Source organism: Streptomyces sp. NBC_00988 (assembly GCF_045162645.1).
Taxonomy (GTDB): Bacteria; Actinomycetota; Actinomycetes; order Streptomycetales; family Streptomycetaceae; genus Streptomyces.
Map to the genome: position 1 here is coordinate 2111361 of NZ_CP108730.1, position 13329 is coordinate 2124689.

12 protein-coding genes and 1 pseudogene are annotated in these 13329 nt (G+C 70.9%); 7 read left to right on the forward strand and 6 right to left on the reverse strand.

The features are described 5' to 3' along the window. Window positions 1-18: 18 nt before the first annotated feature. Window positions 19-792, reverse strand: coding sequence for an MHYT domain-containing protein (locus tag OG496_RS09665; RefSeq protein WP_366498586.1), 774 nt, complete (start codon window positions 790-792; stop codon window positions 19-21). 152 nt (window positions 793-944) lie between these two features. Here OG496_RS09665 and OG496_RS09670 point away from each other — a divergent pair, with 152 nt between their 5' ends. Further along, complete coding sequence (locus OG496_RS09670; RefSeq protein WP_405970441.1) at window positions 945-1544, forward strand: class I SAM-dependent methyltransferase; 600 nt, start codon at window positions 945-947, stop codon at window positions 1542-1544. 13 nt (window positions 1545-1557) lie between these two features. Here the strand turns inward: OG496_RS09670 and OG496_RS09675 are convergent. Then, a pseudogene (locus OG496_RS09675) lies at window positions 1558-1821 on the reverse strand (alpha/beta hydrolase); the annotation flags it as partial. Window positions 1822-2021: 200 nt separating this feature from the next. Here OG496_RS09675 and OG496_RS09680 point away from each other — a divergent pair. Both OG496_RS09680 and OG496_RS09685 read left to right on the forward strand, forming a co-directional pair. Next, window positions 2022-2318 (forward strand): hypothetical protein, encoded by a 297-nt coding sequence (locus tag OG496_RS09680; protein WP_405970442.1) that lies wholly within the window; start codon window positions 2022-2024, stop codon window positions 2316-2318. Between the two features lie 135 nt (window positions 2319-2453). After that, entirely contained in the window at window positions 2454-3440 is a 987-nt protein-coding gene (locus tag OG496_RS09685; protein WP_405970443.1) for a hypothetical protein, read from the forward strand. A 197-nt stretch (window positions 3441-3637) separates the two neighbouring features. On the opposite strand, the gene OG496_RS09690 is transcribed toward OG496_RS09685, so the two are convergent. After that, entirely contained in the window at window positions 3638-3820 is a 183-nt protein-coding gene (locus OG496_RS09690) for a hypothetical protein (protein WP_043668661.1), read from the reverse strand. A 133-nt stretch (window positions 3821-3953) separates the two neighbouring features. Next, entirely contained in the window at window positions 3954-5018 is a 1065-nt protein-coding gene (locus tag OG496_RS09695) for a fatty acid desaturase family protein (RefSeq protein ID WP_405970444.1), read from the reverse strand. A gap of 375 nt (window positions 5019-5393) precedes the next feature. Between OG496_RS09695 and rox the strand changes: the two genes are divergently transcribed. Then, a complete protein-coding gene (rox, locus tag OG496_RS09700; protein ID WP_405976594.1) occupies window positions 5394-6836 on the forward strand; it encodes a rifampin monooxygenase in 1443 nt (480 codons plus the stop codon). 307 nt (window positions 6837-7143) lie between these two features. Further along, complete coding sequence (locus OG496_RS09705) at window positions 7144-8490, forward strand: esterase-like activity of phytase family protein (RefSeq protein WP_405970445.1); 1347 nt, start codon at window positions 7144-7146, stop codon at window positions 8488-8490. Between the two features lie 23 nt (window positions 8491-8513). On the opposite strand, the gene OG496_RS09710 is transcribed toward OG496_RS09705, so the two are convergent. Both OG496_RS09710 and xylA read right to left on the reverse strand, forming a co-directional pair. Further along, window positions 8514-8765 carry a hypothetical protein gene (locus tag OG496_RS09710; RefSeq protein ID WP_366498580.1) on the reverse strand — a complete coding sequence of 84 codons (252 nt, stop codon included), beginning with the start codon at window positions 8763-8765 and terminating at the stop codon, window positions 8514-8516. A 349-nt stretch (window positions 8766-9114) separates the two neighbouring features. Next, complete coding sequence (xylA, locus tag OG496_RS09715) at window positions 9115-10281, reverse strand: xylose isomerase (RefSeq protein WP_019062695.1); 1167 nt, start codon at window positions 10279-10281, stop codon at window positions 9115-9117. 187 nt (window positions 10282-10468) lie between these two features. On the opposite strand from xylA, the gene xylB reads away from it, so the two are divergent. Next, a complete protein-coding gene (gene xylB, locus OG496_RS09720; protein ID WP_405970446.1) occupies window positions 10469-11914 on the forward strand; it encodes a xylulokinase in 1446 nt (481 codons plus the stop codon). A gap of 28 nt (window positions 11915-11942) precedes the next feature. Then, on the forward strand, window positions 11943-13199 hold the full coding sequence (locus OG496_RS09725) for an ROK family protein (RefSeq protein ID WP_405970447.1): 1257 nt from the start codon (window positions 11943-11945) through the stop codon (window positions 13197-13199). The last annotated feature ends 130 nt before the right edge of the window (window positions 13200-13329 follow it).

The window sequence follows — 13329 nt, forward strand, 5'->3', positions numbered from 1 at the left end:
CGTGCTGCGCAGGCCGGACTAGCGGGCGACGCTCTCGACCGGCCGCTGGGCCGAGGCGGTGGCCTCGCGTTCTCCCGTGGTCGGCGACAGCGCGACGAACGCCGAGGTCAGGAACAGATAGGACCCGAGGCCCACGGCGAGGGGGAAGATGAACTGCATCGCCGTGGCGCCGGGAAGGACCGCTCCGGAGGGCGTGACGTGCACACGCACCGCGAACATGCCGGTGTAGTGCATGCTGCTGACGGCCGCTCCCATGACGAGGGCGGCGGCGGTGACCGCGACGGGCGACTTGATGTTGAGGGCCGCCCACAGGGCCGCGGTCGCCGCGACGACGGCGATCAGCACGGAGAGCCCGACGAGCATCGGGTCGTAGCTCACGTCTCCGTGCAACCGCATCGCCGCCATGCCCAGGTAGTGCATGCTCGCGACGCCCAGTCCGGTGGTGAGGCCGCCGAGGAAGAGCGCGCGGCCCCGGTCGCGGCCGTAGCCGACCGCGAAGACACCCGCGCAGACGACGACCATGGCGACTAGGAGGCTGAGCATGGTCAGTGGTACGTCGTAGCGGATGTCGGTGCCGCTGACGCCGAAGCCGAGCATGGCCACGAAGTGCATGGTCCAGATGCCGGTGCCGAGTGCCGAGGCCGCGGTGATGAGCCAGTTGCGGCGCGAGCGGCCGGTGGCGCCGAGTGCGCGAACGGTGCAGCGCAGCCCGAGTGCGGAGCCCATGCAGGCCATCACGTACGACAGCACGGGGGTCAGCCAGCCGAAGGTGGCGTGGTCCAGGTGTCCCATGACCAGGGGACGCTAGTAGGAGCACGGGTGCACAAAGGGGGCGCATTTCGAAAGGTGTTGCAATCTGACGCGGAGAGGTGCCTGAACGACCGCGTCACGCTCGAACATGCGCACCGAAGCGTCATCCGTGTCGGTGAGGGATCATGCGGAACATGAGCGACGACCACACACGTGTCCAGGAGTTCTTCGGTGCGCGCGCCGCCGACTGGGACAGCCGCTTTCCCGACGACGGCCCCGCCTACGCCGCCGCGGTCGCCGAACTCGGGCTGCGCTCAGGAGACCGGGTGCTCGACGCGGGCTGCGGGACGGGACGCGCGCTGCCGCCGCTCCGTGCGGCCGTGGGGCGCTCCGGAGCGGTGGTCGGGGCCGATCTGACCCCGGCCATGCTGGAGGCCGCCGTACGAGCCGGACGGGGCCGTGACGGGCTCCTGCTGCTCGCCGACGTCGCCGCGCTGCCGCTGCGGTCGGAATCGCTCGACGCCGTGTTCGCGGCGGGCCTGATCGCTCATCTGCCCCGACCCGAGGAGAATCTGCGGGAGTTGGCGCGCGTGGTGCGCACCGGCGGCACGCTGGCCCTGTTCCATCCGATCGGCCGGGCGGCGCTCGCGGCGCGTCAGGGGCGGCAGATCACACCGGACGACCTGCGCGCGGAGGCCAATCTCCGTCCACTGCTGGCCGGTTCGGGGTGGCGCATGACCTCGTACACCGACGAGGACGCGCGTTTCCTGGCGCTGGCTGTGCGCGAGAGCTGAGCCCGCGCGCGGGTCACACGTTTCCCGCGACCGACGCCGCGAAGGCTTCGGGGTTGACGAACATGACGTCGTGCCCGGCACCGGGCACGGTCACCACGCACACTCCTGCCGCCTCCAGGCCCTCGCTGTCCGGAAGTTCGCCGCTCAACTCGCCCTGGAGATACACGCGGTCGATCGCGAGTCCTTCGAGGATCGTGCGCATCACGGGATCGAATCCGCGCCGGAGCCCCACGGCGGTGCGGTGCAGGGCACGCGGGTCGGCCAGTCTCGTGGCCGCGCGGCCACGAGCCGGGCTGAACTGACCTGGCTGCGGGCCACGTTGGAGGCACCCGACGGCTGACCCGTCTCCGTGCGAGGCGGTCGACGCACGTGCTTCACCGCACCGTCCCCCTTCTGTCGCCGCAACTCCAACTCTACGTTGGGTAGCAGTAGATGAACGGTCAGCGACAGAGAACCACGCAGGGGAAGGCGGTCAGCATGTTCGACAGGCCCCGTAAGACCTTCGCCAGATTTCTCACCTCCCCGCGCACGGAGCCGGGCAGCGCCCCGCAGCGGCGCCCGCACAATCTCTTCGAGGCCGCCGCCGTCTACGTCTCGGCCCGCGTGGAGGACGACCAGGACCGGATCGACGAGGCCGCGGGCTGGGTGTCGCCGGAGGCGCTGTCCTTCGGGGTGAGCGAGTTGGCATGCCGGGCCGTCGTCGCGCTCGCCAGGGAGCGTGACGAGTCGCCAAGGACGGTGGCTCGTGCGCTTCTTGGGCTCCCCGCTGCCTGACAGTTCGGGTCACCGGAGGTCATTTCGCCCTGTCCAGCCGGAAAACTGCAGCTCCGGGTGTACTTGGGAGTCGTGACAAGCGGCTTCCGCGCACACTAGGGTGCGCGCGGTTGGACGAATGATGGGGAGGCTGGGATGGCCGACACGGATGAAGAGGCCGTCGCCGCCGAGGACGATGCGCTCTATGTGCTCACGGCGGTGCTGCTGACGCCGGCGAAGTTCCCGAGTGTGCTGGGCGACGACTACCCGGAGGCCTGTGCGGCGCTCGGTATGGCGCCGCTCGCCGACGGGTACGGCCTGGTTCTCGGCCAGGACGGCGACGGGTCGCGGTGGACCGTCGTCATCGACGACGTGTCGCTGGTCGCGGTCGCCATCGCGTCCTGGGACTGCGGCATGGAGTACGACCTGTCGCCGAGCGAGCGCACGGTGGTCGCCGCCCTGCCGGGCTGGCCGCTCGCGGTCGCCGTCGCGGCTCCCAACGTGCCCGCGCCGCACGATCCGGACCCCGACCTGGTGGACCGGCCACCGCTGACTCCGCCGGACACCACCACCTGGGGTCCGGCACAACGACGGCTGGGTGCTGACGAGATCGCGCTGCAATGGGCCCTGTGGCGCGAGCAGATCGACGACTCGAACTTCTCGGCGCAGGAGGTTCAGGAGGTTCAGGAGGTTCAGGAGGCGCAGGAGGCCCAGCACGGGGCGGACGACGCGTCGAAGACGGACAAGGCCGCCTCGGACGCCAGCCGCGATGCCGCCACCCCCGACGACACGTCCGAGGCGGACGGAATGCCGTCGGACGACAACGCGTCGGACGGCGCCTCTGCGGGCGGCACCGGGGAAGGCCCTCAGGCGGGCCACAGCGGGGTCCGTCGGGTGCTGACGGAGGTCCGCGCGTACGTCGACAGCCCGCCGCCCCTCGGCCGCGTCAGATCGTCCTTCGCACCGGGCGACGCACGCACGCTGCGCGCCGACGGCCCGGGCTGGTCGTTGGTGGCCCGAACCGACGACATAGCGTTCGTCCTCCTCGACGACGAGCCCGGCGAGGTCCTGCCGGTCGGCCGGGGCCCCGAGCTTCCCGGCCTCCTGGAGGCGCTCGACAAGCTGGCCGTGCGGCCGAGTTGAGCCCTTGGGCTCGGATCCAGGCGCCCAAGGGCCCGGACGCCCTGGTCACGCTCGATCGACCGGGTCGCCGAGGAAAGCTCGGTTCGTGGACGGTGCTCGGCAGCGCACCGTCCACAGGGCTGTTGTCGGCAGTCCCGCGGACGGTGCTGTGCTCTGCTCCTGCGCGCCGGGCCGGAACAAGGCCGGGCATCCGTGGGTCAGCGGCCGATCTCCTTGCCCGCCACGCGGCGCAGCCGGCGCCGCTGCGAGGGGTCCAGCGTGAGATATGCGGCCGTCGGCACTCCCACGACGATCAGGAATGAGACCCACCAGGGCAGCCAGATCAACAGGATCAGTCCGACCGCCACACCGCCTACGGCGATCTTCGCGTTCTTCGACATGTGTCGCCTCCTCCGCGGCCGCAGCCGCTCTCTGATCTGAAAACGGGTCCGCGCTCCTCACAGTTCCGGATCGCGACCCTGAGACATCCCTGAGGCGCTTCCCCTACTGGTATCCGGGCCGTCGGCCGTTCCGTCACTCCGTCCACTCCATGCGCAGCGGCTCCCCCACCTCGTGGAGGTGGCGCAGGGCCTGCCGGTAGGAGTCGACGAGCCCCGTCTCCACGTAGGGGATACCCACATCCTGACAGTGGGCGCGCACCAGGGGTTGTGCGAGCCGCAGATTGGGCCGCGGCATGCTCGGGAAGAGGTGGTGTTCGATCTGGTAGTTGAGGCCGCCGAGGAACCAGTCGGTCAGGACGCCGCCGCGGATGTTCCGTGAGGTGAGGACCTGACGGCGGAGATGGCCCCACCGTTCGCCGTTCGGGTCCGGCATCTCCATGCCCTTGTGGTTGGGCGCGAAGGCCAGGCCGAGGTGCAGGCCGAACAGGGCCTGGTGCAGCGCGGCGAACGCGAGTGCCTTCCCCGGGGACATCGAGATGAGCAGCAGCGTCGCGTAGGCCACGACATGGCTCACCAGTAGAGCGCCTTCGACGACCCGGTCGCGACGGGGCTGGCGCCGCAGATCCTGGAAGCCGTGGACCTTGAGGGCGACGCCTTCGAGCAGCGTGAGCGGGAAGAACAGCCACGCCTGGTTGCGGGTGAGCCAGCGCCGGAACCCTGAGCGGTCTTTGGCCTGTTCGCCGGTGAAGACGAGGACGTCGGCGAGGACGTCCGGGTCCTTGTCGATGTGGTTGGGGTTGGCGTGGTGGCGGTTGTGCTTGTCGTTCCACCAGGAGTAGCTCATCCCCAGCAGCAGGTTGCCGTGGACCAGGCCGATGAGACGGTTGACGGCCTTGCCGCCGGCGATCTGGGAGTGGCCCGCGTCATGGCCTATGAAGGCCGTGCGGGCACCGAACACGGCCAGGAGCGGGGCCAGGAGCAGCGTCAGCCAGGAGTCGCCGATCAGGACGATGCCCGTGACGATGCCGCCCAGCGCGAGGGCGTTGGCGGCGACGCAGCGCGCGTACCAGGCATACCGCCGCTCCAGTAGACCTCTGCCCCTGACCGTGCGCAGGAGAGGCGCGAACTCGCTTCCTGGGGGCGCCGCGACGGCATCTCCCGGATCATGCGCGCCGATGACTGCGGTGGTCTGGGACATGTCCGATCTCCGGCTCTCTCAGGCAACGGGCTGACCTGAGTAAACGTACGAATCGGTGACCGGTCGCGACCATGACGGAACCCCCCGTGTCCGTACGGGGGTCAGTCGGGTCCTCGCAGGGGGGTTGACGACACCCTCGCCGACCCGGTCCCCAGGGATCGAACCTGTGGAGAGGCACCCGGAAAAAGGCGATGGCAAGGAGTTCACGCACTCCTTGCCACACCCAACGTATAGCGCAGCTGGGGGCTTGCGGCAAGGCCCGGGTCGTCCCGCAAAATGGCCGACCGAGGCCGGGACCTGCGGAAACGAAAGACTCGCGAGCGCAGGTCCACGGATCGGCGGGCCGGAAACCAATCTCGTTGGATGGGCGTTCTGATGATTGACGTGATCGTGGTCGGCGGCGGACCGACCGGCTTGATGCTGGCCTGCGAGTTGCGGCTGCACGGCGTGCACGTGGTCGTGCTGGAGAAGCTGACCGAGTCGACCGGGGAGTCCCGCGGGCAGGGTCTGCACGCGCGCAGTGTCGAGATCATGGACCAGCGCGGCCTCCTCGACCGGTTCCTCGCGGTCAGTGAGAAGTTCCGGACGGGCGGTCTCTTCGGAGGCATCGTCAAACCGTGGCCGGACCGTTCGGACACGGCTCACCCGTACGGCGTCGCCACCCCGCAGCCGGTCACCGAGCGGCTGCTCGAAGAGCGCGCCGTCGAACTCGGTACCGAGATCCGGCGCGGCTGTGAGGTGATCGCGTTGAGTCAGGCCGAGGACGGGGTGACCGTCGAGTTGGCGGACGGCTCGCAGCTGTACTCGCGCTACGTCGTCGGATGCGACGGCGGCCGCAGCACGGTACGCAAGGTGCTCGGCGTCGGTTTCCACGGCGAGCCCGCGACGGTCGAGACGCTGCTGGGCGAGATAGAGGTGACCGAGGATCCGGCGACCATCGCCGCGACCGTCGAGGAAGTCCGCAAGACCCAACTGCGGTTCGGCGTCAGCCCCGGCGAGAACGGCGTGTACCGCGTCGTCGTGCCCGCCGACGGCGTTGCCGAGGACCGTGCGACCGCACCGACCCTCGACGATTTCAAGCAGCAGCTACGGGCCGTCGCGGGCACCGACTTCGGCGTGCACTCGCCGCGCTGGCTGTCCCGCTTCGGCGACGCCACCCGGCAGGCCGAGCGCTACCGGGTCGATCGGGTCCTACTGGCCGGCGACGCGGCACACATCCATCCTCCGACCGGCGGGCAGGGGCTCAACCTGGGCGTGCAGGACGCGTTCAACCTCGGCTGGAAGCTGGCGGCCGAGGTCAACGGCTGGGCCCCGGAAGGGTTGTTGGACAGCTATCACACCGAACGACACCCTGTAGGCGCCCGAGTCATCGCCAACACGCGCGCGCAGATCACGCTCCTGGGGACCGATCCCGGTCCGACCGCACTACGGGAACTGTTCTCGACGCTGATGGACTTCGAGGAGGTGAACCGGTACGTGACCGAGATGATCACCGCGGTCGGGATCCGCTACGACTTCGGCGAGGGCCATGAACTGCTGGGCCGGCGGCTGCGGGACGTGAAGCTGAAGCAGGGGCGCCTCTACGAGTTGATGCACGGCGGCCGAGGGCTCCTGCTCGACCAGACAGGCCAGCTCTCGGTCGCGGGTTGGGCGGATCGCGTCGACTACGTGGTCGACGTCAGCGAGGGACTGGACGCACCCGCGGTGCTTCTGCGGCCGGACGGTCACGTGGCGTGGGTCGGCGACGACCAGGAGGACCTGTTCAGCCGACTGCCCGTGTGGTTCGGCGCGGCCCACCAAGACCGCCCAACCCACTGAGTTCGGTCCGCCGGGAACACCCAGCCTCCCGGGCAGAACGGCTCCCGGTCCGCGCGGAACGCCGTAGTCGCGCGGACCAGGTCTCGAACTCGCCCTCGGCGACCGGGCGGAGGAGGAAGGGATCTGTCACCGGGCCTGTGCAGCCGGCAGCGCCACGGGACGCGATCGCATTACGTGGCCGATCTCTCCCAGATGCCGCGCCCGCCCGACAAGCGGCCGACACCCCAGATTCACCTCACCGTCGAGCACCGTTCCTCGTGACGCCCAACTCTGGCCGCTGTCAGCGAACTTGCCCTCAGGAGGCCCGATGTCCCCGCACGACCTCGTCCGACGCCGCGTCCGTCGTCCCGTCGTGGCGGGTGTTCCGCTCGCCGTGGTGGTCGCCCTCGTGGCCGCCGGTACGGCCGCAGGAGCCCCCGCTAAGGCCGAGGCCGCCCATGTCACGCGGACGGCGACGCTGGACGACATTCCGCTCGGCGCGTTCAGCAACGCGCTGTTGCCCGGGACGGTGGACAACGACCGGGGAGTGGACCTCGGTGGTATCGGCAGCGACATCTATCCGGCCGGCCGTAAGGGCGAGTACTGGACGGTCACCGACCGCGGGCCCAACGGCCAGATCAAGGTCGGCGGAACGAAGCGCCGTACGTTCCCCGTGCCCGGTTTCGACCCGGCGATCGTGAAGATCCGTGTCTCCGGGGACAAGGTGAAGGTCCTGGACGCCCTCCCGATCACCACGTCCTCCGGGAAGGCCGTCACCGGGCTGCCGAACCAGCAGGGACGCGACGAGGCGCCGTACTCCTACGACGCGCAGACGGCGCTGCCGTACAACCCGAACGGGCTGGACACGGAAGGCATCGTGCGGGCCGGGGACGGGTCCTTCTGGCTCGTCGACGAGTACGGGCCCTCCCTGGTGCATGTCTCCGCGCGCGGGAAGGTGCTCACGCGGTACGTGCCCAAGGGGCTGCACCTGACCGGTGCCGACTACCCGGTGGTGGAGGCGCTGCCGGCCGTCCTGCTGCACCGGAAGACCAACCGCGGCTTCGAGGGGCTCGCCCAACTGCCCGGCGGCGACCTGGTGATGGCCCTGCAGAGCCCGCTGTCGCTGCCGGACGGGGACGCCGGGAACGCGTCGCTCAACACCCGTCTGCTGCGCTTCTCCACGAAGAGGAAGGCGGTCACGGCGGAGTACGCGTACCGCTTCGACCCGGTGAACGTGGTCGACCCCGGCGAGGACGACACCTCCGAACTCAAGATCTCCTCGGTGGTCGCCGTGGGCGACGATCGGCTGCTGGTCGAGGAGCGCACCGACAAGGCGGCCCGGCTGCAGATGGTGAAGCTGAGCCGGAAGTCGAACATCCTCGGCGGTCCCTACGACGACGACACGACGTCCCCGTCGCTGGAGCAGCTCGACGACCCGGCCGCCGCGGGTGTCCTCGTGCTGGCCAAGAAGCTGGTTGTCGACCTGGGGACCGTCTCCGGGGTGCCGCAGAAGATCGAGGGCATCGCGCGCGTGGATCACGACACGCTCGTCCTCGTGAATGACAACGACTTCGGGATGACGGACGGCGCGGGCGCGTTCGACGCGCAGGGGCGGTTGGTCGACAGCGGTATCGAGACGACCGTGGTGTACCTGAAGCTGTCGCACGGCATCTGAGCGTCCGTCGGCTCCTGAGGCGGCTAGCCGAACAGGGACGGGAGCAGGGACTCGATGTCGCTGGGAACCTCGCTCGGCAGTTCCGAGGGGAAGTTCGACGGAAGCGACGACGGGAGCTTGGTCGGCAGGCTGGTGGGGAGTTTCGTCGGGAGGGTGAGGGACGGGCTGCGGCTCGTGCCCGAACTGCCCCCCGCGGGAGTCTTCTTGTCCGGTGAGTCGTGTCCTCCGGAGGCCATCAGCACGATGGCGGCGACGGCTCCGGCGGCGACGATCACGGCGAGCAGGATGAACAGTGGTCGGGGGCGCCTGCGGGGAGGCGGTCCGTAGTCCCCGTAGTCCCCTGCCGTCGGGTGTCCGAAGTCTCCGGGAGGTGGTGGTCCGAAGCCGCCTCCCGGAGGCGGGGCGGCGCCCGGAGGCCCGGGCGGTCGAGGTGGTACGGGCGGCATGGCCATACGGTCAAGAGTCGCCGCGTGGAGGTCATGGCGCGACCCCCGCGCGGTGGTTGATACGGGCTCATGCCGTGGATCGCATGATTCCGGAGCATTCCGCGCGGGGGCCGGTCACGAACGGGCAGTCACGCACACCAACGGGCTCGCGAGTGACGTGACGCACGCGTGCGTGCGGTCAGCCGCGTGCTCCCAGGAGGTGGTCCATGGCGAGCTGGTCGAGCTGCTCGAAGGCCATCCCGCGCTGGGCGGCCGCCTCGATGTCGAAGTCCTCGAAGGCCGAGCGGTCCGCGAGCAGCGACTTGAGGCCGTCCGCCGCGGTCTGCTGCGCCAGTTCGTCCAGGCGCGAGGCGCGCAGCGCCTCCTGGACCACCGGGTCCGCGCGGAACGCGGCCGAACGCTCCTTGAGGATCAGGTAGTTGCGCATGCAGCCGGCCGCGGACGCCCACACGCCGTCGAGGTCCTCGGTACGCGGCGGCTTGAAGTCGAAGTGCTTCGGGCCGGCGTAACCGGCGCTCTCCAGGAGGTCGACCAGCCAGAAGGCGGCACGCAGGTCGCCGTTGCCGAAGCGCAGGTCCTGGTCGTACTTGATGCCGGACTGGCCGTTGAGGTCGATGTGGAAGAGCTTGCCCGCCCACAGGGCCTGGGCGATGCCGTGCGGGAAGTTGAGCCCGGCCATCTGCTCGTGGCCGACCTCGGGGTTGACGCCGTAGAGCTCCGGGCGCTCAAGGCGCTCGATGAACGCCAGGGCGTGGCCGACGGTGGGGAGCAGGATGTCGCCGCGGGGCTCGTTCGGCTTGGGCTCGATCGCGAACTTGATGCTGTAGCCCTGGTCGGTGACGTACTCACCGAGGAGGTCGAAGGCCTCCTTCATGCGGTCGAGGGCAACGCGCACGTCCTTGGCGGCGCCGGACTCGGCGCCCTCACGGCCGCCCCAGGCGACGTAGGTCTCGGCGCCCAGTTCGACCGCGAGGTCGATGTTGCGGATCGTCTTGCGCAGGGCGTAGCGGCGCACGTCGCGGTCGTTGGCGGTGAACGCGCCGTCCTTGAAGACCGGGTGCGTGAAGAGGTTGGTGGTCGCCATCGGCACCTTCATGCCGGTCGCGTCGAGGGCCTCGCGGAAGCGCTTGATGTGCGCCTCGCGCTCGGTGTCCGAGGACCCGAAGGGGATCAGGTCGTCGTCGTGGAAGGTCACACCGTGGGCGCCGAGCTCGGACAGGCGCTGCACCGTCTCGACGGGGTCGAGGGCGCGGCGGGTGGCGTCGCCGAACGGGTCCCTTCCCTGCCAGCCGACGGTCCAAAGGCCGAAGGTGAACCTGTCCTCGGGGGTGGGCTGGTAGTTCATGACGCGGCTCCTTGTTGCTTCGCTGCGACTATTTCGTCATGGCGGTTTACAAATTAGTATGCACACGCAGCTCTGGGAAGGGACAACGTGTCCCTGAAGGAGTGGGGTACGGGTCACCGCACCCCGGACAGCCTTGAGAACACCAGGTCAGAGCCCGCAGAGCCGCGGAAAAAACAGGGAGAGCCCGATGTCAGCAGCCGAGGGTCCGCTCGTCGTCGGCGTGGACACGTCCACCCAGTCCACGAAGGCACTGGTCGTCGATGTGTCCACCGGACGGATCGTCGCGAGCGGCCAGGCGCCGCACACCGTCTCCTCGGGGGCGGGCCGCGAGAGCGATCCCCGCCAGTGGTGGGACGCCCTGTGCGAGGCCCTGCGCCAGTGCGGGGACGCGGCCCACGAGGCGGCGGCCGTGTCGATCGGCGGCCAGCAGCACGGCCTGGTCACCCTGGACGCCGAGGGCGAGCCGGTGCGCCCGGCGCTGCTGTGGAACGACGTGCGCTCCGCGCCGCAGGCCCGCCGTCTGATCGAGGACCTGGGCGGTCCGAAGGCCTGGGCGGAGCGCACCGGCAGCGTGCCCGGCGCCTCCTTCACGGTCACGAAGTGGGCCTGGCTCGCCGAGCACGAGCCAGAGGCGGTGCGCGCCACGGCGGCCGTACGGCTCCCCCACGACTACCTCACCGAGCGGCTCACCGGGCAGGGCACCACGGACCGGGGCGACGCCTCCGGCACCGGCTGGTGGGCCTCGGGGACCGAGTCGTACCACGAGGAGATCCTGCGGCACGTCGGGCTCGACCCGGCTCTGCTGCCACGGGTGGTGCGGCCGGGCGAGGTGGCGGGGACGGTGCGCGACTGCCACGACCTGCCGTTCTCCAAGGGCACGTTGGTCGCACCGGGCACCGGCGACAACGCGGCCGCCGCGCTGGGTCTCGGGCTGCGTCCCGGCGTCCCCGTGCTCAGCCTCGGCACGTCGGGCACCGTGTACGCGGTGTCGAAGCACCGCCCCGCCGACCCGTCCGGCACGGTCGCGGGCTTCGCCGACGCGCACGGCGACTGGCTGCCCCTGGCCTGCACCCTGAACTGCACCCTCGCCGTCGACCGGGTCGCCGCCCTGCTGGGCCTGGACCGGGAAGCCGTAGAACCCGGCACTTCAGTCACGCTGCTGCCCTACCTGGACGGCGAGCGCACCCCGAACCTCCCCAACGCTTCCGGCCTGCTGCACGGCCTGCGTCACGACACCACCGGCGGCCAGCTCCTCCAGGCCGCCTACGACGGTGCTGTGCACGCCCTGCTGGGCGCGCTCGACCTGGTCCTCGACGAGGACGCGGACCGCACCACGCCCCTGCTGCTGATCGGCGGGGGCGCCCGGGGCACGGCCTGGCAGGAGACCGTACGACGGCTGTCGGGGCGCCCGGTCCAGGTGCCCGAGGCGAAGGAACTGGTCGCTCTCGGTGCCGCCGCGCAGGCCGCGGGCCTGCTGACCGGCGAGGATCCGGCCGCGGTGGCCCGGCGCTGGAACACCGCCGCCGGGCCGGTGCTGGACGCCGTGGAGCGCGACGAGGCGACGCTGGCCAGGATCTCCGGGGTACTCTCCGACGCGGCTCCGCTGCTCGAACGGGGGCCGGACGCCCGTTGACGCACACCGACCGAGGACTGACGGAGGCATGACCGCACCGCTGCACGAGGCGCACCCCACCGGGTCCGGGCGTGCCCTGCCCGACACCCAGCAGGGCATGCGCCGGCGCAACCTCGCGCGCGTGATGCACACGGTGAGCGCCGAGGGTCCGCTCTCCCGTGCTGCCGTGGCCTCGCGCATCGGGCTGACCCGTGCGGCGGTGTCGACGCTGGTGGACGAGCTGATCCGGTCGGGGCTCCTCGAAGAGCTGGGCCCCGAGCGGCCCGGCCGCGTGGGCCGCCCCGGATCGGCGCTCGCCGTCAGCGGACGCGGTCCGGCCGGGATCGGCGCGGAGATCGGCGTCGACCATCTCGCGGTCTGCGCGGTCGATCTGCGCGGCGAGATACGCGCGCGTGCCGTGCGACACGGCGTGAACCGTGGCCGCTCCCCCGAGCCGGTGCTCGCCGAACTCACCACACTGGTACGGCAGGTAGTCGCCGAGGCGGACGCGGAGGGCCTGTGGCCGGCCGGGCTCGCGGTCGCCGTACCCGGTCTGGTGGCACGCGACGGCCGTACGGTCGTCCGCGCCCCGAACCTCGACTGGCACGACACGGATCTCGGCGCCCTGCTGCCCGCCGAGCTGCCGCCCACCGTCGACAACGAGGCCAACTTCGGCGGGCTCGCCGAACTCTGGCTGGGCGACACCACTCCGCGCGACTTCCTGCATGTGTCGGCCGAGATCGGCATCGGCGCCGCAGTCGTGGTCGACGGGGGGCTGCTACGCGGAACCCGGGGATTCGCGGGCGAGTTGGGGCATGTCCCGGTGCGTCCGGACGGGCCGGAGTGCGCGTGCGGCGGGCGGGGATGTCTCGAACAGTACGCGGGCGAGGAGGCGGTGCTGCGTGCCGCCGGTCTGGAGCCCGGCGCGGACCGGGTCGGTCTGCTCGCGACGCGCGCCGCCGACGGCGACGAGGCGGTACGAGGCGCCCTGCACGACGCCGGTACGGCGCTCGGCATCGCGCTGACCGGCGCGGTCAACCTCCTCGATCCACAGCTGGTGGTGCTGGGCGGCGCGCTGTCCGGTCTCGCGCCCTGGCTACTGCCGTCGCTGGAGGCCGAGTTGGCGCGGCGCACGGCGGGGCCCGCCTGTCCGGTGTCGGTGTCGCGGCTGGGGCCCGAGGGTCCGCTGCTGGGGGCCGCGCACTCGGTGGTGCGGGCCGTCCTCGACGATCCGGCGGCGGTGGCCGAACGGGCTGGGGGAATCGTGGCCGGACGGGCTGGGGACAACGTGGCCGAACAGGCCTGAAACCCGGCCGGGTTCACCCGTCCGAGTGACCGGTTTATCCACAGTTCCGCCGCCGTCCACGGAAGCACGCCGCGCCCTACTGCCCAACCCGCAAGCGCCGTACCGTGATTCACGCGAGGCGCAGCCGTCG

Bases quoted from the DNA above. Each gene is read 5' to 3' on its own strand.
- xylA (WP_019062695.1), bottom strand. From the start codon at position 10,281: ATGAACTACCAGCCCACCCCCGAGGACAGGTTCACCTTCGGCCTTTGG.
- OG496_RS09695 (WP_405970444.1), bottom strand. From the start codon at position 5,018: ATGTCCCAGACCACCGCAGTCATCGGCGCGCATGATCCGGGAGATGCC.
- rox (WP_405976594.1), top strand. From the start codon at position 5,394: ATGATTGACGTGATCGTGGTCGGCGGCGGACCGACCGGCTTGATGCTG.
- OG496_RS09680 (WP_405970442.1), top strand. From the start codon at position 2,022: ATGTTCGACAGGCCCCGTAAGACCTTCGCCAGATTTCTCACCTCCCCG.
- OG496_RS09670 (WP_405970441.1), top strand. From the start codon at position 945: ATGAGCGACGACCACACACGTGTCCAGGAGTTCTTCGGTGCGCGCGCC.
- xylB (WP_405970446.1), top strand. From the start codon at position 10,469: ATGTCAGCAGCCGAGGGTCCGCTCGTCGTCGGCGTGGACACGTCCACC.
- OG496_RS09690 (WP_043668661.1), bottom strand. From the start codon at position 3,820: ATGTCGAAGAACGCGAAGATCGCCGTAGGCGGTGTGGCGGTCGGACTG.
- OG496_RS09665 (WP_366498586.1), bottom strand. From the start codon at position 792: ATGGGACACCTGGACCACGCCACCTTCGGCTGGCTGACCCCCGTGCTG.
- OG496_RS09705 (WP_405970445.1), top strand. From the start codon at position 7,144: ATGTCCCCGCACGACCTCGTCCGACGCCGCGTCCGTCGTCCCGTCGTG.
- OG496_RS09725 (WP_405970447.1), top strand. From the start codon at position 11,943: ATGACCGCACCGCTGCACGAGGCGCACCCCACCGGGTCCGGGCGTGCC.
- OG496_RS09685 (WP_405970443.1), top strand. From the start codon at position 2,454: ATGGCCGACACGGATGAAGAGGCCGTCGCCGCCGAGGACGATGCGCTC.